Genomic DNA, 20,102 nt, shown 5'->3' with positions numbered 1-20,102 from the left:
GTCAACTTCCCTCATTCGATCGACAGAGCCAAGACTGATCCCATGACCCAGATTGCCAAGATCCACGCCCGCGAAATCCTCGACTCCCGTGGCAACCCCACGCTGGAAGCAGAAGTCACGCTCACTGATGGTTCCTTTGGCCGCGCGGCCGTGCCCTCCGGCGCCTCCACCGGCGCCAAGGAGGCGGTGGAACTGCGCGATGGCGACAAGACCCGCTACCTGGGCAAGGGTGTCACCAAGGCCGTCGGCAATATCAACACCACGATTGCCGAGGCGCTGAAGGGCTTTGATGCTGCCGACCAGGAAGGCCTGGACCGTCGCCTGATCGATCTGGACGGTACCGAGAACAAGGGCCGCCTGGGCGCCAACGCGCTGCTCGGCGTTTCCCTGGCCAATGCGCATGCGCTGGCCGCTTCGAACAAGAAGCCGCTGTGGCAGCACTTGGCCGACACCAGCGAGTCGGACGTGCAGCTGCCGGTGCCGATGATGAACATCATCAACGGCGGCGCCCACGCCGATAACAACGTGGACTTCCAGGAGTTCATGGTGCTGCCCGTGGGCTTCGATTCGTTCTCCGAATCGCTGCGCGCCGGCACCGAAATCTTTCATGCGCTCAAGAGCGTGCTCAAGGGGCATGGCCTGAGCACTGCGGTCGGTGACGAAGGTGGTTTTGCGCCTGACTTCCGCAGCAATGTCGAAGCGCTGGATACCATCCTGGAAGCGATCGGCAAGGCCGGCTACACCGCGGGCGAAGACATCCTGCTGGGCCTGGACGTGGCTTCGTCCGAGTTCCACGACAACGGCAAGTACAACCTGGTCGGCGAAAACAAGCGCCTGACCAGCGAGCAGTTCGTCGACTTCCTGGCCGACTGGGCCGCGCAGTACCCGATCATTACTATCGAAGACGGCATGGCCGAGGATGACTGGACCGGCTGGAAGCAGCTGACCGACCGCATCGGCAAGAAGGTCCAGCTGGTGGGCGACGACCTGTTCGTCACCAACCCGAAGATCTTCAAGGAAGGCATCGAGTCGCAGACCGCCAATGCGATCCTGATCAAGGTCAACCAGATCGGCACCCTGACCGAGACCCTGGAAGCCATCGCCATGGCCCACCACGCCGGTTACGCGTCGATTGTCTCGCACCGTTCGGGCGAGACCGAAGACACCACCATCGCAGACATCGCCGTGGCCACCACCGCCACCCAGATCAAGACCGGCTCGCTGTGCCGCAGCGACCGCGTGGCCAAGTACAACCAGCTGCTGCGCATCGAGGAAGCGCTGGGCAAGGGCGCGCGTTACGCCGGCCGCAACGCGTTCATCTCGCTCAAGCGCTGAGTCGGGCGATGGGCGCTGGCCATTTCACTTCCTTGAGGCACTGAGATGGCCAAGCCGCGCTGGCTGCTGCTGGTGCTGGTGTTGCTGCTGGCCTTCCTGCAGTACCACCTGTGGTTCGGGCGTGGCAGCTCGGGCGAGGTCATCACCATGCGCGCGCAGGTGGCCAGCCAGGCCCGCGAGAACGAAGGCCTGCACCAGCGCAATGCCGCGCTGGCGGCCGAGGTGGAAGACCTCAAGTCCGGTGAGGCCGCCGTGGAAGAGCGCGCCCGCAGCGAGCTGGGCATGATCAAGCCCGGTGAAAAGTTCTATCGGGTGGTCGATGTACCGGAGGGCCAGGCCGGTGCAGCGCTGCCCCCGGTTCCACAGGCACCGCAGGAACCCACTGATGCAGAGGCCGCCGCGGCGGCCGAGGGCAACTGATGCACGGGGTGTGGGTGATCGTGCCTGCGGCAGGCCGCGGGCTGCGTTTCGGTAGTGAAATTCCCAAGCAGTACCTGGACGTGGCCGGTCAGCCGGTACTGGCCTGGACGCTGTCCACGCTGCTGGCGCATCCGTTGATTGAAGGCGCGGTCGTGGCTGTGTCCGCGGACGATCCGTGGTGGCCGGGCTGGACCGAATTTGGTGGCAAGCCGGTGATCGCCTGCGTCGGCGGCGGCACCCGCGCGGCATCGGTGCTGGCCGCATTGCAGGTGTTGCCGGATCAGGTGCGTGCCGATGATTTCGTCCTGGTCCACGACGCCGCGCGTCCCAATCTGACTGATGCAGACCTGCAGCAGTTGATCGAACGCGGTCGCGAAGATCCGGTCGGCGCGCTGCTGGCTGCGCCGGTGCGCGATACGCTCAAGCGCGCCGGCGACGATGGCGGCGTGGATGGTACCGAGCCGCGCGAGCGGCTGTGGCGTGCGCTGACTCCGCAGATGTTCCGTCGCCTGCAGCTGACCCGCGCGCTGGATGACGCGGCGGGTGCCGGCATCGACGTCACCGACGAGTCCATGGCCATGGAGCGCCAGGGCCTGCGCCCGCTGCTGATCGAAGGCAGCGAAACCAATTTCAAGATCACCACGCCGGCCGACCTGGATCGCTTCGCCTACATCCTGTCGCTGCGGGTGACGGCTTCGGACCATTGATCAGATGAGCATTCCCCAGATCCGCATCGGCCAGGGCTTCGACGTGCATGCCTTCGCCACCGACGGCGACCACGTGATGCTTGGCGGGGTGCGCGTGCCGCACAGCTGTGGCGTGCTGGCCCATAGCGATGGCGACGTGGTGATCCATGCGCTATGCGATGCCATGCTGGGTGCGTTGGCGCTGGGTGATATTGGCCGGCATTTCCCGCCTAGCGATCCGCAGTGGAAGGATGCCGATAGCACCGATTTCCTGCGTCATTGCGATGGCCTGCTGCGCGCGCGCGGCTGGCAGGTCGGCAATGCCGATGTCACCGTGATGTGCGAGCGGCCGAAGGTCGGCCCGCATGCGGTGGCGATGTGCGCGCACCTGGCCAGCGTGCTGGGCATCGATGTCGATGCGATGAGTGTCAAGGCCACCACCACCGAGAAACTCGGCTTCACCGGTCGCGGTGAAGGCATCGCGGCGCAGGCCGTGGTGCTGCTGGTGCGGGTGTGAGCCAGGCGCTCCCTTTGGCCTTCGGCCCGCCGGTACTGGAGGCAGTGTTCCGGAGTGAGCTCGAAGATTTCCAGGTTGACGAGATCGACGGCTTCGCCGCGCATGGCGAGGGCGAACACCTGCTGCTGACCCTGCGCAAGCGTGGCCTGAATACTTCGGACGTGGCGCGCAGGCTGGCCCAGTGGGCGGGCATCGGTGAGGTTGGCATCGGTTATGCCGGCATGAAGGATCGCCACGCGGTTACCACCCAGCGCTTCAGCGTGCACCTGCCCAAGCGGGTTGCGCCGGAGCTGGCGACGCTGGCCGGCGAACAACTGGAAGTCGTCGATTCGACCTGGCACAACCGCAAGCTGCCGCGCGGTGCGCTGGCCGGCAATCGCTTCACGCTGGTGTTGCGCCAGGTGCAGGGCGATCAAGCCGCCATCGACGCGCGTCTGCGGGATATCGCCGCGCGTGGTCTGCCCAACTGGTTTGGCGAGCAGCGCTTCGGGCGTGGCGGCAACAACGTCAACCAGGCGCTGGCGATGTTCGAAGGGCGCAAGGTCAAGCGCGAGCAGCGTTCGATGCTGCTGTCGGCCGCGCGTTCAGAACTGTTCAACCGCGTGCTGTCCGCGCGTGTACATGACGGTAGCTGGGAACGCGGGCTGGAGGGCGAGGTCTGGATGCTGGCTGGCAGTCGCAGCGTGTTCGGCCCGGAGGCTTTCAACGACACGCTGGCACAGCGATTGGCGGATTTCGATATCCATCCCAGCGGGCCGCAATGGGGCGAGGGCGAGTTGCGTCCGCAGGGCGAATGCGCCGCGCTGGAGCTGCGCGTGCTGTCCGAAGGCGACGGCCCCGCGCTGCGTGCCGGCCTGGAAGCGGCACGCCTGAAACAGGAGCGCCGCGCCCTGCGCCAGCAGGCGGCCGACCTGCAGTGGGACTGGGTCGATGCCACCACGCTGACGCTGCGTTTCACACTGCTGCCCGGCAGTTACGCCACCGCGCTGTTGCACGAACTGGGCGCCGTGCACGAGGCCAATCGCATCCGTTGACGGCATGCCTTGGTGTCAGGGCGCCTTCTTGTCATCGGGCGGCTCTATCCCGGCGCGCTTCTGCGCGGACAGGCGTGCAACAGGCAGATTCCAGCCATACCTGATGGCCATGAAGCGGATACCGATGCACAGGGCGCCGCCTGCGATTGCCGAGACGCCATAGGGCACGCCCAGCGAATTGCCGATGACGACGACCGAGGCGGCTGCCAATGCGGCAATCGCATAGAGATCCGAGCGCAGTACCTGGGGGATGTCCCGAAGGAGCACATCGCGCATGATGCCGCCGCCGATGCCGGTCAGCATGCCCAGCAGCGCGGCCATTACCGGACTCAGCCCGAACGTGATCGCCTTCTGCGCACCGGCAACGGCGAAGAACGCCAGGCCCACCGAGTCGAACAGGAGCACCGGGCTGCGCAGCCGGTCGACGCCGGCATAGGACAGGAACGTGATGATGCCGGCCAAGGCGGAGACCAGTAGATATCGCCCGTCAGCCAGTGCCGCTGGCGGCACTGCGCCGATCAGCACATCGCGGCTGATGCCGCCGAAATTCCCAGCCACGAAAGACAGCACGAGAATCCCGAAAAGGTCGAGCCGGCGATTGACGGCGGCGACCGCTCCGCTGATCGCGAAGACGAACGTGCCGCCCAGGTCGAGGACATCAATGACGGCGTGGATGGTGATCATGACCGTGAGCCTGCATTGGTCGGGTCTGAAGGGGTGAACTCAGGCGCCTCATCCCGACTTCCACTGCCGTCGGTTTGGCACATTGGTGGGTGCTTTTCCGTCATCGCGCCGCCAGCAACACCACCACCGCACCGGTGCCGCCCTGTGCCGGTGTCGCGGAGTGGAACGCCAGCACGTCGCTGCGATGGCGCAGCACGCGATCGACCACGTTCTTCAACACGGGGATCTCCGCGTCCGAGCCCAGGCCCTTGCCGTGGATGATGCGGACGCAAGCCGTTCCACTGCGCTGGGCATCGCGCAGGAAATGGCGCAACGCGGTCTCGGCCTGGCCGGCGGTGGCGCCGTGCAGGTCCAGTTCGTCCTGCACCGAGAACTGACCACGTTTGAGCCGATTGAAAATGCTGGTCGGTAATGCCTCGATCCGGTGCGACAGCACATCGCCGGCACCGATCGGCATGGCTTCCAGGGCCAGGCGGAATTCGCTGGTGGCGGCCCGTTCATCGGCCTGGGCCATGCGCGCGACCGGGCGCGGGCGTGGTTTGCGCGGCGGTGTCGGCGCGTCGTCCATGCGCCGCACCTGGCCGATGGCCTCGCGGAACAGGCTGGCGTCGTCGTCTTCGTCGCGCGGATCACTCATGGCATGGAAGGTTACGTGGCCGCGCGCGTCGTGCAAGGGCGAAGCGTTCTGGTCGATCCGGTATCATCGGGCGGGCATCATCGAAGGAAGTTCAGTGCGCGTACTTGTAAGCAACGACGACGGCGTAGACGCCCCCGGAATCCGCATTCTCGCCGAAGGCCTGCGGGCCGCCGGCCACGACGTGTGGGTGGTGGCGCCAGACCGCGACCGCTCCGGCGCCAGCAACTCGCTGACCCTGGACCTGCCGATCCGCACGCGCCAGCTGGATGAACGCACCATCCGCGTCAACGGCACGCCGACCGACTGCGTTCACCTGGCACTGACCGGGATGCTGGATTTCGATCCGGACATCGTGGTGTCCGGGATCAACAATTCGGCCAACCTGGGCGATGACGTGATCTATTCGGGCACCGTGTCGGCGGCGATGGAAGGGCGTTTCCTGGGCCTGCCCGCCGTGGCGGTGTCGCTGGTCACCCGCGACCACCTCGCCAGGCATTACGAGACTGCCGCACGCGCCGCGGTACAGATCGTGGCCCGGCTGAAGTCCGACCCGCTGCCGGCCAATACCATCCTCAATGTCAACGTGCCGGACCTGGCCTGGGACGAGGTGGAGGGCTTCGAGGTCACCCGGCTGGGCAACCGCCACCGGTCCGAGGCCTGCATGCCGCAGAACGATCCGCGTGGCGGCACCGTGTACTGGATCGGCCCGGCCGGACAGGAACAGGACGCCGGCGTCGGTACCGATTTCCATGCCGTGCGCCACGGCAGCATCTCGATCACGCCGATCCACGTCGACCTGACCCGCTACCAGGCACTGGAAACGGTAGCCAGCTGGGTCGGCGGCCTGACCGCCAGCCTGGAGCCGTCGGCATGACGCCACGGTTGCGGTTGCAGCCCGCCGAGGCTGCCGGTTCGGGCATGACATCGCAGCGCGTGCGCGACCGCCTGGTCCAGCGCCTGCGCGAAGCCGGCATCGCCGACGAGCACGTGCTCAACGCCATCGGCACGGTGCCGCGCCATCTGTTCGTGGACGAAGCGCTGGCCACCCGTGCCTACGAGGACACCGCGCTGCCGATCGGCCACAGCCAGACCATTTCCCAGCCGTGGGTGGTGGCGCGCATGACCGAGGTGCTGCTGGCTGATCGCAATCCGAAGACCGTGCTGGAAGTCGGTACAGGTTCGGGTTACCAGGCGGCCGTGCTGGCTGCGCTGGGCCTGGAAGTCTTTACGGTCGAGCGCATCGGCGACCTGCTGCGCCTGGCACGCAAGCGCCTGCGCCAGCTCGGCATGAACGTGCGCAGCAAGCACGACGACGGCCGCATCGGCTGGCCGGAACATGCGCCTTATGACGCCATTATCGTCACCGCTGCCGGCCCGGCGCTGGTTTCGGCGCTGATCGAGCAGCTCGCGCCGGGCGGGGTGCTGGTGGCACCGGTCGGCGGTGCGTCGTCGCAGGCGTTGGTGCAGGTCAGCAAGGATGCGGACGGCACCCTGCGGCAGGCCACGTTGGCGCCGGCCATGTTTGTCCCCCTGCTTTCGGGAACCCTCGACTGATGCAGCTTTTCGGACCGCTGTACGCCCGCGCCATCGCGTGGTCGCGCCATCGCCAGGCGCCGCGCCTGCTGTTCGGCCTGAGCTTCATCGAAGCGATCTTCTTCCCGGTGCCGCCGGAAGTGATGCTGGCACCGATGTGCCTGGCCCAACCCAAGCGTGCGTTCTCGTTCGCCGGCATCAGCCTGGTGGGTTCGCTGCTGGGCGCGCTGATCGGCTATGCGCTGGGCCATTTCGCCTACACCGCCGTGCAGCCGCTGATCGATGCGATGGGCTGGCGCGACGCGGTGGACGGGCAGGTGGCGCACCTGCGCGAACTGGTGGCGCAGTCGCCCTGGCGCGCGTTCTGGCTGCTGGTGCTGGCCGGGTTCACACCGATCCCGCTGAAGATATTTACGTGGGCCTCAGGCATCGTCGGAGTGCCGCTGCTACCGTTCATCGCGAGCATGATCGTGGGTCGCGGCAAGCGCGTGTTCCTGATTGCCCTGGCCCTGCGCCTGGGTGGTGAACGTGCGGAAGCGGCGCTGCGGCGCTGGATCGAACCGGTGGGCTGGATCGCCAGCGTCCTGTTGCTGGTGGTGATTGGTGTGCTGGCGTGGAGGGCAAAGTACGGATGAGCATTCGCATGGACCTGGTTGTGTCCCTGAAAACACGTGCCGCGCAGGTGGCGCTGATCGTCGGCATGACCACGCTGGTCGCGGCCTGCAGCAGTACCGTCACCCGGACCAATGGTCCGTCCAGTCGCGGTGCCAGTGGCGCCAGTGCGCCACGTCCGGTGTCCAAGCCCAAGTATGGGCAGAGCGCCACCGTCCAGCGCGGGCAGACGCTCTACCGCATCGCGGCTGACAATGGGATCGTGGCTTCCGACCTGGCCGCCTGGAACGGCATCCCACCGCCGTACACCATCTATCCGGGCCAGTCGTTGAAGCTGTATCCGCCCGGTGGCGCACGTCCTGCGGGAACCACCGTGGCAACCGGCCGGCCGGCTACGCCGCCGACCGCCGCGCCGGTGGTCGTTGCGCCGCCAGTCAAAAGCGACATCAAGTGGCGCTGGCCGGCCGATGGCCAGATCGTGGGCCGCTTCGTCGCCGGCGATGCCGCCAACCAGGGCGTGGATATCGCCGGCAACGGCGGCGACGCGGTGCGTGCCTCGGCCGATGGCGTGGTGGTGTATTCCGGCGCCGGACTGGTGGGTTACGGCGAGCTGATCATCGTCAAGCACAGCGAAACCTGGCTGTCGGCCTACGGCCACAACCGCAAGCGCCTGGTCAACGAAGGCCAGAATGTGAAGGCTGGCCAGCAGATCGCCGAGATGGGCCGCAGCGGCGCCTCGCGCGACATGCTGCACTTCGAGATCCGCTACAACGGCAAGCCGGTCGACCCGCAGGGCTATCTGCCGGCGCGGTAACCGTTTCAGCGCAACGGCCGGCCCGTTTCCTGTAGAGCGGAGCTTGTGGCAATCCCCTTTTTGGGACTCCGCCGCTCTTCCGCCAGTTCTCGGGTAAAGCCCCAGCGGAGCAAGCTCCGCTCTACAGGGAGCCACTGTGCTCAGCCGAGGATGAACCCAGCCACCACGCGCCGGCCTTCGCCGGCCAGGATGTGGAAGGTGCGCGCGGCGGCGTCGTTGGTCATCACTTCGATGCCCACGCCGCGGGTCAGGCAGGCGGCCATGGCCTCGGCCGGCGGGAACACCTGGCGCGCGCCCGTGCCGAGCAGCACGATTTCCGGGTCCAGGGCCAGCAGCGGTTGCAGCGTAGCGGCATCCAGTGTTTCGGCCTGGGTGACGGGCCAGTCGGTCTGCAGGGTGGCCGGGGTCAGGATGAAGCTCTGGTGCAGGACCTGATCGTTGACCTTGGCGCTGCGGCCGTCGGCCGCACGCAGGCTGTAAGCGTAATCGGGGCGTTCGTGGCTGAGCTGGCATGGGGGGTTCCCGTGGCGGGCGCTCGGCCCCGGGAGGCCGCCAGGCCCGGAACGATGCCGGGGCGATCAGGCCCGCGGCAGGACGATGTTGCGCTTGTCGCGGCCGGGGCGGTACAGCACGACCACGTGGCCGATGCGCTGCACGACGGCGGCCTCCATGCGCTGGGCGACCTGCTGGATCATGGCGTCGCGGGCTTCACGGTCTTCGGCCGCAAGCTTCACCTTGATCAGTTCGTGGCGCTCCAGCACTTCTTCCAGTTCAGCGAAGAAAGCATCGGTCAGGCCCTTGCCGCCGGTCTGCAGTGCAGCCTTGAGCCCGTGGGCCTGCCCACGCAGGAAACGGTTCTGGGCAGAGGTAAGGACTACTGACATGCAGACGGGACTAAGGTGGTGACGGGTGTTCAGCGTATCATGGGCGCCATCCTCTCCTTGAATATTGCGTGGCGCCGCACGCCGCGCCTTCGGCATCCGTCATGGCCAAACGCAGTCAAAGCAGCCAGCGCTGGCTCAAAGAACACTTCGCCGACCCCTACGTCAAAAAGGCGCAGAAGGAGGGCCTGCGCTCGCGTGCGGCCTACAAGCTGGAGGAGCTGATCGCGCGCGACCGCCTGCTCAAGCCGGGCATGGCGGTGGTCGACCTGGGTGCCGCCCCGGGCGGCTGGTCCCAATACGTGCGCCAGGAGATGGGGGGCAGTGGCACGGTGATCGCGATGGACATCCTGGAGATGCCCTCGCTGGCCGGGGTCGAATTCCTTCACGGAGACTTCAGGGAGCAGGCCGTGTTATCGCAGCTGGAAGCGATGCTCGGCGGGCAACAGGTAGACCTTGTGCTTTCCGACATGGCCCCCAATAAGAGCGGTGTGGATGCGGTGGACCAGCCGAGGATGATGCATCTGGCCGAACTGGCGATCGATTTCGCCGACGGCCACCTCAAACCCGGCGGTGCGTTCCTGATCAAGTTGTTCCAGGGCGTGGGGTTCGACGATTACATCCGTGACATGCGCCGGCGCTACGACCGCGTGGTGATCCGCAAACCGGATGCCTCGCGCAAGCGGTCTCCGGAGGTTTACGCACTCGGGCAGGGCAAGCGCACCCAGCCCAAGTGAGACCGGTCCACGGGCCGGCAACGACATTTCGCGTTAACGTGACAGCGTCAGAGGAATACCGAGGCCCATGAGGATGAATGACTTGACCAAAAACCTGCTGCTGTGGGTCGTCGTGGCGGTGGTGCTCATGGTGGTGTTTCAGAGCTTCTCGCCGCGTTCAGGCGCGGGTCCGGGAAGCGGGCAGGCCACCTATAGCCAGTTCCTGCAGGAAGTGAACAACGGGCAGGTCAGCTCGGTGGATTTCACCAATGACAGCGACATGGTGACCAACGCCATCAGCTACAAGCGCAGCGACACCACCCAGGGCGTGGTGTACGGCCCGAAGGACGACGGCCTGGTCAACGTCCTGATCAACAAGGGCGTGCAGATCAGCCGCGAGAAGCCGGACAACGGCATTTCGCTGGGCATGATCCTGCTCAACTTCCTGCCGGTCATCCTGATCATCGGCTTCTGGATCTTCATCATGCGCCAGATGCAGGGCGGTGGCGGCGGTGCCAAGGGCGCGATGTCCTTCGGCAAGTCGCGCGCCAAGCTGCAGGGTGAGGACCAGGTCAAGGTCACTTTTGCCGACGTCGCCGGCTGCGACGAGGCCAAGGAGGAGGTCGGCGAACTGGTCGAATTCCTGCGCGACCCGACCAAGTTCCAGAAGCTCGGCGGCAAGATCCCGCGCGGCATCCTGATGGTCGGCCAGCCCGGTACCGGCAAGACGCTGCTGGCCAAGGCCATCGCCGGCGAAGCCAAGGTGCCGTTCTTCTCGATTTCCGGTTCGGACTTCGTCGAGATGTTCGTCGGCGTCGGTGCCAGCCGCGTGCGCGACATGTTCGAGCAGGCCAAGAAGCACGCGCCGTGCATCATCTTCATTGACGAAATCGACGCCGTCGGCCGCCATCGCGGTGCCGGCCTGGGCGGCGGTCACGACGAGCGCGAGCAGACCCTCAACCAGCTGCTGGTCGAGATGGACGGCTTCGAGGGCGGTGAGGGCGTGATCATCATCGCCGCGACCAACCGCCCCGACGTGTTGGACCCGGCGCTGCTGCGCCCGGGTCGCTTCGACCGCCAGGTCGTGGTCGGCCTGCCGGACGTGAAGGGCCGCGAGCAGATCCTCAAGGTCCACATGCGCAAGCTGCCGCTGGCCGATGACGTGGTGCCGATGACCATCGCGCGCGGCACGCCCGGTTTCTCCGGTGCGGATCTGGCCAATCTGTGCAACGAGGCGGCGCTGTTCGCTGCGCGTGGCAACGAGAAGGAAGTCCGCATGGACCACTTCGACCGTGCCCGCGACAAGATCCTGATGGGGGCCGAGCGCCGCTCGATGGCCATGAGCGAGGACGAGAAGACCCTGACCGCGTATCACGAGGCCGGTCACGCCATCGTCGGTCGCCTGGTGCCCGAGCACGACCCGGTTTACAAGGTCACGATCATTCCGCGCGGCCGCGCGCTGGGTGTGACCATGTACCTGCCCGAAGGTGACAAGTACAGCTACAACCGCACCGCGATCGAATCGCAGCTGTGCTCGTTGTACGGCGGCCGCGTCGCCGAAGAGTTGATCTTCGGGCCGGACAAGGTCACTACTGGCGCATCCAACGACATCGAGCGCGCCACCAAGATGGCTCGCAACATGGTCACCAAGTGGGGCCTGAGCGACCAGATGGGGCCGATTGCCTACGGCGAGGAAGACGATGAGGTGTTCCTGGGTCGTTCGGTCACCCAGCACAAGAGCGTCTCGGACGACACTGCGCGCAAGATTGACGAGGTCGTTCGCGCCATTCTGGACAACGCCTACCAGCGCACCACCAAGATCCTGACCGAGAACATCGACAAGCTGCACACGATGGGCAAGCTGTTGCTGGAATACGAAACCATCGACGTGCCACAGATCGACGCGGTCATGGAAGGGCGTGATCCGCCGCCGCCGATGGGCTGGGCCAAGACCGGCAATGGCAAGGATGGCAACGATAGCGGGGCCGGTACGCCCAAGCGTCCATTGCCGCCCATCGCAGGGCCGGCTGCGCAGACCTGAAGCGCGGGCCTTCTGGTCGTTGAATGAAAAGGCCGGGCATCGTCCCGGCCTTTTTCTTGATCCGCAGCCTTCCGGCCGCTTGCGACGAGGAACATATGACCAAGAGTCCTGCCTGGAGCCTGGGAATCGGGATCGTGCTGGGTGCCGCCATCGGCCTGGCCTTTGGCGTGGCGATGCACGACATCGGCGTGGGTCTGGCCATCGGTGCCGGGCTTGGCGCGGCGCTGGGCGCCTTCAAGCTCAGCCAGAAGAAACGCCCGCGCTGAGTCGCACGCCTGTGCCGGAAGGCCTGGACCTTCGTTGGAGGTGCATCGCCAGGGATTCCACAGGTTGAACATGGGTTGACGCGGCTGCGCTGAGTGCTGGCGAGGATGACGCCTTGCGTATCATGCGCAGTCACGCATACGTCGGAGTCGCCATGTTCGATACCTCGGTCCAGCTGGATTGCGCCGGCCGCGTGTTACGCCTGGATCGCCCACGGGTGATGGGCATCGTCAATGCCACGCCGGATTCTTTTTCCGACGGCGGCCAGCACGACACGCTGGAAGCCGCCGTCGCACACGGCCTGAAGCTGGCTGCCGAAGGTGCGGATATCCTGGATATCGGCGGTGAATCCACCCGTCCCGGCGCGCAGGCCGTGTCGCTGGAAGAAGAGCTGCGCCGCGTGGTGCCGCTGATCGAACGCCTGTCGCGCGAAACCACGCTGCCAATCAGCATCGATACCTTCAAGCCACAGGTGATGCGCGCGGCCGTGGCTGCCGGTGCCGGCATGATCAACGACATCCGTGGCCTGCGCGAAGAAGGTGCGCTGGAAGCGGCGGCTGAACTCGGCGTGCCGGTGGTGCTGATGCATATGCTGGGCCAGCCACAATCCATGCAGGACGCGCCCGATTACGACGACGTGGTGGGCGAGGTGCACCGCTTCCTGGCCGAACGCATCTTCGCGGCCGAGATGAGTGGTATCGACAAGAAGAGGATCGTGCTCGATCCGGGCTTTGGCTTTGGCAAGACCACGGCGCACAACATGCGCCTGCTGGCCCAGCTGCAGCGTTTCACCGAACTCGGGGTGCCGGTGTTGGCCGGACTGTCACGCAAGCGCAGCATCGGTGAGCTGACCGGGCGCGAAGTGCCGGCCGAACGCGTCGCTGGCTCGGTCGCCGCGCATCTGGTCGCTGCCCAGCGCGGGGCGATGATCCTGCGCGTGCACGATGTGGCCGCCACGGTCGATGCGCTGAAGGTGTGGGCGGCTGTTGATGCGGTGCCGATGCCGCGCCAGGAGTCAGTCAGGCCGCAGATCCGCTGGCCGGACGAGGATTGAAACGCGCGAAGCCGCTGGCGTGTTGTTCCATCAGTTCCGTGTTCGTCGTTCCCGCGAAAGCGGGAACCCAGCGACTTTGCGTTCAATGGGCCAGTGCTGCCGGATTCCCGCTTTTGCGGGAATGACGGTCGGTGGTTTCTTGCGCGATGCCACACGGCAGATCCTACTTGAGCCGCGATATGGCGTCGGGCACGGCGGGATGGCAGGCAGAAGCGACTGCCCCGTCGTTTCCTAGCGCAGGTCCGACAGGCGCCCGAGCGCGTGGGCCACGGTGGTTTCGACCGGGCCGTCAGGTACTACGCGGACCACGCGTTCGTCGCTGCCTGGTGGCTCCAGTGTCGCCAGCTGGTCGTCGAGCAGGCTGGCGGGCATGAAATGGCCGCGCCGGTGCTTGAGCCGCGCTTCCAGCGTCTGGCGGTCCACGTCCAGCCAGATGAAAGCCATGTGTGGATCGGCCTTGCGCAGCACGTCGCGATAGCTGCGCTTGAGCGCCGAACACGACACCACCACGCCGACATTCGCCGCGTGCTGGTCGGTGATCCAGGCGGCGACCTTCTTCAACCAGGGCAGGCGGTCGGCATCGGTCAGCGCGATGCCTTCGCGCATCTTCTCCACGTTTTCGGCCGGGTGCAGATCGTCGGCATCCAGCACGCGGTAGTCCAGCTCCGCGCCCAGCACGTTGGACACGGTGGTCTTGCCCGAGGCGGAGACGCCCATCACCACCAGCGTCCTGGGTGTATTCATGGCTTTGGCTCCGATTGCGTCGTCCCGAGTGTTTCCAGGGTCAGCACAGCATGCTCAGGTCGACGAAGTGGTGCGCTTGCGCACATTTCTTTCCGTGGTTCTTTTCGCGGCTGTTTTCTTTGAAGCCGTGGCTTTGGATGCTTTGCCGGTGACTTTCCTGGGGGCTTCCCTGGTCGCGTTCGTGCCTTCGGGCGATGTGGCTTTTCCCGCGGCGGCCTTGGCTTCGCCCTGCTGGCGTGGGCGATGTGGCGGGCGCGTACGGCCCGGGGTCAATGCGCGCCAGGTACGGCCGCCATCCAGGGCCAGCAGGGCGTCGGCGGCGACCGGGCCGGCACTGCCTGCGGCGTAGTTGGGGAATTCGGTCGCCGGCTGCCTGGCCCAGGCGTCCAGCACTGGCTGCACGATGCACCAGGCCGCATCGACCATCGCTGCATCCTGGAACAATGCCGCCTCGCCACGCATGCAGTCGTGCAGCAACCGCTCGTAGCCGACGGTGTTTTCCTGCGGGAACCAGTCGCGATAGCGGAAATCCATGCGGACCGGCGCCAGCGCCACAGGATAGCCCGGGCGTTTGACGTCGAATTGCAGCGAGATCCCTTCATCGGGCTGGATGTGCAGCACCAGCCAGTCAGGCCCGTAACCGCCCACGGCCGTGTTGCGGAATGGCGCCAGCGGCGCGGGCTTGAAGCGGATCGCCACCTCCGTGGTGCGCGTGCGCAGGCGCTTGCCGGTGCGCAGGTAAAACGGCACGCCCGCCCAGCGCCAGGTGTCGATGGCCAGTTTCATCGCCACGTAGGTTTCGGTTTCCGAAGTGCTGGACGTGGTGTCCTCGTCGCGGTAGGCCGGCACCGCGTCCGAACCGATGGTGCCGGCGGCGTACTGGCCACGCACCACGTCCTGCGGGGCCAGCGGGCGCACTGCTTCGATCACTTCCGAACGTCGGCGCAGCATGGCCGCGGGCGTGAACTCCGATGGCGGTTCCATCGCCACCATTGCCAGCAGCTGGAACAGGTGGTTGGGTACCATGTCGCGTAGCGCGCCGGTGGGTTCGTAGAAATTCCCGCGGCCTTCCACGCCGATGGTTTCGGCTGCGGTGATCTGCACATGGTCGATGCGGTCGCGGTTCCAGACCGGCTCGAACAAGCCATTGGCGAAGCGGAATGCCTGGATGTTCTGCACCGTTTCCTTGCCCAGGAAATGGTCGATGCGGAACACCTGGTCTTCCGCCAGGACCTGCGCGACCTGGGCATTGAGCACACGGGCGCTGTCCAGGTCGTGGCCAAAGGGTTTTTCGATGATGACCCGGCGCCAGGGGCCGTCCCCGGCCTGCTTCACCAGGCCCGCGCGGCCCAGCTCATTGACCGCCGCGCCGAAGAAACGCGGCGCGGTGGCCAGATAGAACAACACGTTGCCTTGCGTCCCATGCTTGCCGTCCAGTTCGCTCAGGCGGCTCTTGAGCGCGCGGTAGTCGGCGGCCGCGGTGAAGTCGCCGCGCTGGTAGTACATGCGCTTGCTCAGCCAGCGCCAGGTGTTTTCATCGATCCCATCGGCCTGGAATTCGCCGCCCTGCGACGTCGCCTGCTTGCGCAGTGCAGCACCGATGGTCCTGCGCCAGCCGGCTTCGCTGCTGACGCCGTGGTCGAAGCCGACGATGGCGAAGCGTTCGTCCAGCTGGCCGGCGCGCTTGAGGTTGTACAGGGCGGGGATCACCAGGCGTCGGGCCAGGTCGCCACGCGCGCCGAACAGCACCAGCAGGCAGGGCGGGGCGAGAGCATCGGCGGCGCGCACCCCGGGGGATGTAGTGTCAGTCATGAAAGAACCTCTGGGCTGCTGCGCTTGGCGTTGTGGAGGTGGGTGAGGCGGTAGGCGGCGTTGACCAGGGCCACGTGCGAATAGCCCTGCGGGAAGTTGCCGAGCATGCGCTGGCCCTTGGGGTCGTATTCCTCGGCCAGCAGGCCGACGTCGTTGCACAGGCCGCACAAGTGGTCGTAGAGCGTGGTGGCCCGATCGATCCGGCCGATCATCACCAGCGCTTCGACCAGCCAGAAGCTGCAGGCCAGGAACGTGCCTTCCCCGGCCGGAAGGCCGTCGACGCCGCCATGGGTGCTATAGCGCTTGACCAGGCCATCGACGGTGAGTCGCTCGCTGATCGCATCGACCGTGGCGATCACACGTGGATCGTCGGCTGGCAGGAAGCCCACCATCGGCATTAGCAGCAGTGCCGCATCCAGTTCCTCGCTGTCGTAGCTCTGCACGAAGTAGCCGTCGCGATGCAGCCCGCGTGCCAGGATCTGCGCGTGCACCGTGTCAGCCGTTTGCCGCCAACGCTGGCGGTCCTGGTCGCAGAACCCGCTTTGGTCGTTCTGCGCCGCCAGGTGCAGCGCCAGCCAGGCCATCAGCTTGGAATGGGTGAAGTGGCGTCGCCCGGAACGCACTTCCCAGATGCCTTCATCCGGCTCCTGCCAGCGCTTCTCCAGTTCCAGCAGGAAGGCGCGCTCCAGCTGGTTGCCATACGCACCGGCCGGCATGCCGCGCAGGCGCGCGATCTCGAACAAGGCGATCAGTTCGCCGTACACATCCAGCTGGAATTGATCGGCGGCGGCGTTACCGAAGTTCACTGGCCGCGATGCATCGTAGCCAGGCAGCCATGGCGCGGACCATTCGGGCAACCGGCGTTCGCCGCCCACGCCGTACAGCGATTGCAGCTGGCCTGGCGTGCCGGCCACCGCGCGCTTGACCCAGTCGCGGAAAGCGCCGGCCTCGTTGTGGAATCCAGCGTTCATCAGCGCCAGCAGGGTGAAGCTGCTATCGCGCAACCAGCAGTAGCGATAGTCCCAGTTGCGTTCGCCGCCCAGCTGTTCGGGCAGCGAGGCGGTGGGGGCGGCGATGATCGCGCCGGTGGGCAGGTAGCTCAGGCCCTTGAGCACCACCAGCGAGCGCTTGACCTGCGCGCTCCAGCGCCCGGCCGGGGCGCACTGGTTGGACCAGTCCTCCCAGAACGCTAGCGTGATGGCCAGTGCGTCCTCGGGGTCGACTGCCTCCGGGGCATCCAGGTGCGAGGGGCCGTGGCTGAGTACGAACCAGGTGCGCTCGCCTTCGTCCAGGGTGAAGTGCCCCTGCGAGGTCATGTCGCGACCCTTGATTGGCACCGGCGAGCGCAGCACCAGCTGATCCGGTCCGGCCACCGCGCGCAGGCCATCGTCCTGCTGGGTCACCCACGGCACGATGTGGCCGTGGCCGAAGCGCATCACCAGTTCAGTGCGCATCGGCACACGGCCGCGCACCGCTTCGACGCAGCGCACCAGGTGGCTGTGGGGGTTGCCGTTCTGGCTGGTGACCATGAAGTCGACCACGCGCACGGCGCCGGTGTCGGTTTCGAAGGTGGTTTCCAGCACCAAGCTGCCGTCGCGGTATTGGCGATGGCTGGTGGCGGCTTCATCCTGTGGGCACAGCAGCCAGCGGCCGTGTTCGGGCGTGCCCAGCAGGGCGGCGAACACCGCTTCGGAATCGAAACGGGGCAGGCACAGCCAGTCGATGGAGCCGTTGCGGCAAACCAGGGCCGCGCTGCGGCAGTCGCCCAGCATCGCGTAGTGTTCAATCGGCGTGGACATGCGGCCTGTTCCGTTGAAAACGGGACATTCCTAGCAGCGCCCATGTCATCCCCGCGTGCTGATGGCCTTGTGGCGCGATGGCGAAGCAAGGCATAGATCGCGCAGATATGACGTCTTCCGGCCTTGTGCTGGCTGGGTTGCGACGCCATGACAGGGCTGTCAGCCGGCATGCCGGTGGCGACCTAGTAGAATCGGGTCGCGCTGTGCCCCGGGGTTCCCGGAGGCACGTGCATCTTCATCAATTCGGAGTGGGCATGGCCTGGAACACCCCTGGTAGCGGTTCGGGAGACAACGGAAACGGCAGCGGGCCGGGCAGGGGGCGCAATTCCTGGAAGCCTGGACGCGATGGCCTCGATGGCGTGCTGGCCCAGCTGCGCAACTTGCTTGGTGGCAACGGCAACGGTGGCCCGTTGCGCTGGATCGGCGTGGCCGTGGTGCTGGTCGTGGCCTTCAGCAGCTTCCAGCTGATCGGCGAACAGCAGCGCGGCGTCGTGCTGCGCTTCGGCCAGTTCGTCCGGATCATGCAGCCCGGTCCCAACCTGAAGTGGCCCTGGCCCATCGAAAGCGTCCGGAACGTGGCCGTGACCACCATCCAGACCTTCAGCAACACCTTGCCGGTGCTGACCAGCGACGAGAACATCGTCAACGTCACCGTCAACGTGCAGTACCGCATCGACGACCCGCGTCAGTACCTGTACGGCACCGCGGCCGCCGACGAGGTCATGACCCAGGCCGCCCAGAGCGCAGTGCGCGAACAGGTTGGCCGGGCCACCCTGGAAGACGTGCTCAACAAGCGTGGTCCGCTGGCCACCGCGGCCAAGGACCGCCTGCAGGCGGCGCTCAACGCCTATCGTTCCGGCCTGGTCGTGACCGACCTGACCCTGCCCAACGCGCGTCCGCCGGATGAAGTGAAGCCTGCCTTCGACGACGTCAACAGCGCCCAGCAGAGTCGCGAACGCCTGGTCAACGAAGCCCAGGCCTACGCCGCGCGCGTGGTCCCTGAGGCCCGTGGTGAAGCCGCGCGCACCCGCACCGCCGCCCAGGGTTACAAGGAAGCGGCCATCGCCAATGCCCAGGGTGACGCCGACCGTTTCACCCTGCTGGAACAGCAGTATTCGGCAGCCCCGGAAACCACGCGCAAGCGCCTGTGGCTGGAAACGGTCGAACAGGTGCTGGCCCACAACCGCAAGGTCGTCGGTGCCGATGGCCGCCAGCTGATCTACGTGCCGATGGACGCGGGCGCGCAGGCCGGTAAGCTGCCGCCGGCATCCAGCCTGCCGCGCGTGCCGATGGAGTCGCTGCTGCCCACCGTGGACAGCAGCGCCAGCAGTGCATCTTCAACGTCTGACAACCTGCGTCCGCCGCGACCTACTGGCCGCGAGGAGGCCCGCCAATGAAGACTTCCGTGATCGTGGCCGTGATCGTGGCCGTCCTGCTGGGGCTGATGGGTTCGGTCTTCATAGTGCGCGAAGACCAGACCGCCATGGTGCTCAACCTGGGCCGGGTGGTGCGTGCCGACCTCAAGCCTGGCCTGCACTTCAAGCTGCCGGTGGTGGAATCGGCGCGCCTGTTCGACCGCCGTTTCCGCATCCTGGACACCACGCCTGAGCGCTATTTCACCAGCGAGCAGAAGGACGTGTCGGTGGACTTCTTCGCCATCGGCTATATCTCCGACGTGCGCGCCTACTTCCGTGCCACCGGTGGCGATGCGGAGACGGCCAACAAGCGCCTGGCCCCGATCATCACCAACTCGCTGCGCAACGAGATCAACTCGCGCACCCTGACCCAGCTGGTGTCCGGTGACCGCAGCGAGATCATTGCCGGCCAGCTGAAGGTGATCAACCAGGCCATCGGCAACCTGGGCATGCAGCTGGTGGACATCCGCCTGAAGCAGATCGACCTGCCGCAGGACAGCAAGGTGCTTGGCGAGGTCTACGACCGCATGCGCGCCCAGCGCCAGCAGGTGGCCAGCGCGCTGCGTGCGGAAGGCGAGGAACAGGCCCGCACCATCCGCGCCGAGGCCGACCGCCAGCAGGTGGTGATCGCCGCCGAAGCCGAGCGCGATGCCCAGCGCCAGCGCGGCGAAGGCGACGCCGAAGCCGCCCAGATCTACGCCAAGGCCAGTGCCTCCGACCCGGGCTTCTACGCCTTCTATCGCAGCCTGGAGGCGTACCGGAATTCGTTCGCCGATGGCAACGCGGTGATCGTGCTGGACAAGAGCGATCCCTTCCTGCAGTACCTGAAGAATGATCGTTGAGATGGGTTGATCGCGAGGATTCGCGATGGACGTGATCGAGCGGGGCGCCTTCGGGCGCCTCGCTTCATTCAAGGGCTCGGCTTTTGTAGAGCCAAGCTTGCCCGGTTGCGCTTCGGTCGGTACACGGGCAAAGCCCCAGCGAAGCGAGCGCGCGCTACGAAAGGCAAAAGGTCGCTGATGCTCCCAAGGCAGCAACCTGAACAAAATTTCCCATGCCCATGGTGGCCCCCGCCACCCAAAACCCGGATAATGCACAAAAGCC

General features: G+C 66.2%; 22 protein-coding genes. 15 read left to right on the top strand and 7 right to left on the bottom strand.

Annotated features, from left to right (window positions below; translation table 11 throughout):
• Window positions 1–42: 42 nt before the first annotated feature.
• Genes eno through truD form a run of 5 tightly spaced genes read left to right on the top strand, consistent with a single transcriptional unit; the run spans window position 43 to window position 3,992 of the window.
• Window positions 43–1,335, top strand: coding sequence for a phosphopyruvate hydratase (eno, locus tag O8I58_RS05000; RefSeq protein ID WP_298321181.1), 1,293 nt, complete (start codon window positions 43–45; stop codon window positions 1,333–1,335).
• Window positions 1,336–1,380: 45 nt separating this feature from the next.
• Window positions 1,381–1,755, top strand: coding sequence for a cell division protein FtsB (gene ftsB / locus O8I58_RS04995; protein WP_298321179.1), 375 nt, complete (start codon window positions 1,381–1,383; stop codon window positions 1,753–1,755).
• Window positions 1,752–2,462: a 2-C-methyl-D-erythritol 4-phosphate cytidylyltransferase gene (gene ispD / locus O8I58_RS04990; protein WP_298322756.1), complete on the top strand. Its 711-nt coding sequence runs from the start codon at window positions 1,752–1,754 to the stop codon at window positions 2,460–2,462. The genes ftsB and ispD overlap by 4 nt, the downstream gene beginning before the upstream one ends.
• 4 nt (window positions 2,463–2,466) lie before the next feature.
• The gene (gene ispF / locus O8I58_RS04985; protein ID WP_298321177.1) at window positions 2,467–2,958 is read left to right on the top strand and encodes a 2-C-methyl-D-erythritol 2,4-cyclodiphosphate synthase; all 492 of its coding nucleotides are present in this window, start codon (window positions 2,467–2,469) and stop codon (window positions 2,956–2,958) included.
• The gene (gene truD / locus O8I58_RS04980) at window positions 2,955–3,992 is read left to right on the top strand and encodes a tRNA pseudouridine(13) synthase TruD (RefSeq protein WP_298321175.1); all 1,038 of its coding nucleotides are present in this window, start codon (window positions 2,955–2,957) and stop codon (window positions 3,990–3,992) included. Before ispF ends, truD begins: the two co-directional genes overlap by 4 nt.
• A gap of 15 nt (window positions 3,993–4,007) precedes the next feature.
• On the opposite strand, the gene O8I58_RS04975 is transcribed toward truD, so the two are convergent.
• The gene (locus tag O8I58_RS04975; RefSeq protein WP_298322753.1) at window positions 4,008–4,667 is read right to left on the bottom strand and encodes a trimeric intracellular cation channel family protein; all 660 of its coding nucleotides are present in this window, start codon (window positions 4,665–4,667) and stop codon (window positions 4,008–4,010) included.
• A 109-nt stretch (window positions 4,668–4,776) separates the two neighbouring features.
• A complete protein-coding gene (locus tag O8I58_RS04970; RefSeq protein ID WP_298321174.1) occupies window positions 4,777–5,313 on the bottom strand; it encodes a Smr/MutS family protein in 537 nt (178 codons plus the stop codon).
• 94 nt (window positions 5,314–5,407) lie between these two features.
• On the opposite strand from O8I58_RS04970, the gene surE reads away from it, so the two are divergent.
• Genes surE through O8I58_RS04950 form a run of 4 tightly spaced genes read left to right on the top strand, consistent with a single transcriptional unit; the run spans window position 5,408 to window position 8,272 of the window.
• Window positions 5,408–6,187, top strand: a complete 780-nt coding sequence (gene surE / locus O8I58_RS04965) for a 5'/3'-nucleotidase SurE (RefSeq protein ID WP_298321172.1) — start codon at window positions 5,408–5,410, stop codon at window positions 6,185–6,187.
• Window positions 6,184–6,867 carry a protein-L-isoaspartate(D-aspartate) O-methyltransferase gene (locus O8I58_RS04960; protein WP_298321171.1) on the top strand — a complete coding sequence of 228 codons (684 nt, stop codon included), beginning with the start codon at window positions 6,184–6,186 and terminating at the stop codon, window positions 6,865–6,867. The genes surE and O8I58_RS04960 overlap by 4 nt, the downstream gene beginning before the upstream one ends.
• Entirely contained in the window at window positions 6,867–7,481 is a 615-nt protein-coding gene (locus tag O8I58_RS04955) for a YqaA family protein (protein ID WP_298321169.1), read from the top strand. The genes O8I58_RS04960 and O8I58_RS04955 overlap by 1 nt, the downstream gene beginning before the upstream one ends.
• Before the next feature lie 8 nt (window positions 7,482–7,489).
• Complete coding sequence (locus tag O8I58_RS04950; protein WP_298321167.1) at window positions 7,490–8,272, top strand: peptidoglycan DD-metalloendopeptidase family protein; 783 nt, start codon at window positions 7,490–7,492, stop codon at window positions 8,270–8,272.
• Between the two features lie 140 nt (window positions 8,273–8,412).
• Here O8I58_RS04950 and O8I58_RS04945 read toward each other — a convergent pair whose 3' ends face one another.
• On the bottom strand, window positions 8,413–8,745 hold the full coding sequence (locus O8I58_RS04945) for an Mth938-like domain-containing protein (RefSeq protein WP_298322750.1): 333 nt from the start codon (window positions 8,743–8,745) through the stop codon (window positions 8,413–8,415).
• 105 nt (window positions 8,746–8,850) lie between these two features.
• On the bottom strand, window positions 8,851–9,156 hold the full coding sequence (yhbY, locus tag O8I58_RS04940; RefSeq protein WP_298321165.1) for a ribosome assembly RNA-binding protein YhbY: 306 nt from the start codon (window positions 9,154–9,156) through the stop codon (window positions 8,851–8,853).
• Between the two features lie 101 nt (window positions 9,157–9,257).
• Between yhbY and rlmE the strand changes: the two genes are divergently transcribed.
• From rlmE to folP, 4 genes are all read left to right on the top strand, one after another.
• Window positions 9,258–9,890, top strand: a complete 633-nt coding sequence (gene rlmE, locus O8I58_RS04935) for a 23S rRNA (uridine(2552)-2'-O)-methyltransferase RlmE (protein WP_298321163.1) — start codon at window positions 9,258–9,260, stop codon at window positions 9,888–9,890.
• 73 nt (window positions 9,891–9,963) lie between these two features.
• On the top strand, window positions 9,964–11,910 hold the full coding sequence (gene ftsH / locus O8I58_RS04930) for an ATP-dependent zinc metalloprotease FtsH (RefSeq protein WP_298321161.1): 1,947 nt from the start codon (window positions 9,964–9,966) through the stop codon (window positions 11,908–11,910).
• Between the two features lie 95 nt (window positions 11,911–12,005).
• Window positions 12,006–12,176: a glycine zipper domain-containing protein gene (locus O8I58_RS04925; RefSeq protein WP_298321159.1), complete on the top strand. Its 171-nt coding sequence runs from the start codon at window positions 12,006–12,008 to the stop codon at window positions 12,174–12,176.
• 152 nt (window positions 12,177–12,328) lie between these two features.
• Window positions 12,329–13,228 (top strand): dihydropteroate synthase, encoded by a 900-nt coding sequence (folP, locus tag O8I58_RS04920; RefSeq protein ID WP_298321157.1) that lies wholly within the window; start codon window positions 12,329–12,331, stop codon window positions 13,226–13,228.
• Between the two features lie 231 nt (window positions 13,229–13,459).
• Here the strand turns inward: folP and O8I58_RS04915 are convergent, their stop codons facing one another.
• Genes O8I58_RS04915 through O8I58_RS04905 form a run of 3 tightly spaced genes read right to left on the bottom strand, consistent with a single transcriptional unit; the run spans window position 13,460 to window position 17,583 of the window.
• A complete protein-coding gene (locus O8I58_RS04915; RefSeq protein ID WP_298321155.1) occupies window positions 13,460–13,972 on the bottom strand; it encodes a gluconokinase in 513 nt (170 codons plus the stop codon).
• Window positions 13,973–14,026: 54 nt separating this feature from the next.
• The gene (gene zwf, locus O8I58_RS04910; protein WP_298321153.1) at window positions 14,027–15,784 is read right to left on the bottom strand and encodes a glucose-6-phosphate dehydrogenase; all 1,758 of its coding nucleotides are present in this window, start codon (window positions 15,782–15,784) and stop codon (window positions 14,027–14,029) included.
• Window positions 15,781–17,583, bottom strand: coding sequence for a glycoside hydrolase family 15 protein (locus O8I58_RS04905; RefSeq protein ID WP_298321151.1), 1,803 nt, complete (start codon window positions 17,581–17,583; stop codon window positions 15,781–15,783). Before O8I58_RS04905 ends, zwf begins: the two co-directional genes overlap by 4 nt.
• A 254-nt stretch (window positions 17,584–17,837) precedes the next feature.
• Here O8I58_RS04905 and hflK point away from each other — a divergent pair, with 254 nt between their 5' ends.
• On the top strand, window positions 17,838–18,980 hold the full coding sequence (hflK, locus tag O8I58_RS04900) for an FtsH protease activity modulator HflK (RefSeq protein WP_298321149.1): 1,143 nt from the start codon (window positions 17,838–17,840) through the stop codon (window positions 18,978–18,980).
• Entirely contained in the window at window positions 18,977–19,840 is an 864-nt protein-coding gene (locus O8I58_RS04895) for a protease modulator HflC (protein WP_298321147.1), read from the top strand. Before hflK ends, O8I58_RS04895 begins: the two co-directional genes overlap by 4 nt.
• Window positions 19,841–20,102: the final 262 nt, after the last annotated feature.

This window comes from Pseudoxanthomonas sp. (genome assembly GCF_027498035.1).
Lineage (GTDB): Bacteria > Pseudomonadota > Gammaproteobacteria > Xanthomonadales > Xanthomonadaceae > Pseudoxanthomonas_A.
This window is presented reverse-complemented; position numbering and strand designations above follow the sequence as displayed.

What these genes read in the sequence shown, in the direction of transcription:
- eno (WP_298321181.1), top strand. Translation starts at nt 43, where the DNA reads ATGACCCAGATTGCCAAGATCCACGCCCGCGAAATCCTCGACTCCCGT.
- ftsB (WP_298321179.1), top strand. Translation starts at nt 1,381, where the DNA reads ATGGCCAAGCCGCGCTGGCTGCTGCTGGTGCTGGTGTTGCTGCTGGCC.
- ispF (WP_298321177.1), top strand. Translation starts at nt 2,467, where the DNA reads ATGAGCATTCCCCAGATCCGCATCGGCCAGGGCTTCGACGTGCATGCC.
- O8I58_RS04970 (WP_298321174.1), bottom strand. Translation starts at nt 5,313, where the DNA reads ATGAGTGATCCGCGCGACGAAGACGACGACGCCAGCCTGTTCCGCGAG.
- O8I58_RS04960 (WP_298321171.1), top strand. Translation starts at nt 6,184, where the DNA reads ATGACGCCACGGTTGCGGTTGCAGCCCGCCGAGGCTGCCGGTTCGGGC.
- O8I58_RS04955 (WP_298321169.1), top strand. Translation starts at nt 6,867, where the DNA reads ATGCAGCTTTTCGGACCGCTGTACGCCCGCGCCATCGCGTGGTCGCGC.
- O8I58_RS04950 (WP_298321167.1), top strand. Translation starts at nt 7,490, where the DNA reads ATGGACCTGGTTGTGTCCCTGAAAACACGTGCCGCGCAGGTGGCGCTG.
- yhbY (WP_298321165.1), bottom strand. Translation starts at nt 9,156, where the DNA reads ATGTCAGTAGTCCTTACCTCTGCCCAGAACCGTTTCCTGCGTGGGCAG.
- rlmE (WP_298321163.1), top strand. Translation starts at nt 9,258, where the DNA reads ATGGCCAAACGCAGTCAAAGCAGCCAGCGCTGGCTCAAAGAACACTTC.
- ftsH (WP_298321161.1), top strand. Translation starts at nt 9,964, where the DNA reads ATGAATGACTTGACCAAAAACCTGCTGCTGTGGGTCGTCGTGGCGGTG.
- O8I58_RS04925 (WP_298321159.1), top strand. Translation starts at nt 12,006, where the DNA reads ATGACCAAGAGTCCTGCCTGGAGCCTGGGAATCGGGATCGTGCTGGGT.
- folP (WP_298321157.1), top strand. Translation starts at nt 12,329, where the DNA reads ATGTTCGATACCTCGGTCCAGCTGGATTGCGCCGGCCGCGTGTTACGC.
- O8I58_RS04915 (WP_298321155.1), bottom strand. Translation starts at nt 13,972, where the DNA reads ATGAATACACCCAGGACGCTGGTGGTGATGGGCGTCTCCGCCTCGGGC.
- zwf (WP_298321153.1), bottom strand. Translation starts at nt 15,784, where the DNA reads ATGACTGACACTACATCCCCCGGGGTGCGCGCCGCCGATGCTCTCGCC.
- O8I58_RS04905 (WP_298321151.1), bottom strand. Translation starts at nt 17,583, where the DNA reads ATGTCCACGCCGATTGAACACTACGCGATGCTGGGCGACTGCCGCAGC.
- hflK (WP_298321149.1), top strand. Translation starts at nt 17,838, where the DNA reads ATGGCCTGGAACACCCCTGGTAGCGGTTCGGGAGACAACGGAAACGGC.
- O8I58_RS04895 (WP_298321147.1), top strand. Translation starts at nt 18,977, where the DNA reads ATGAAGACTTCCGTGATCGTGGCCGTGATCGTGGCCGTCCTGCTGGGG.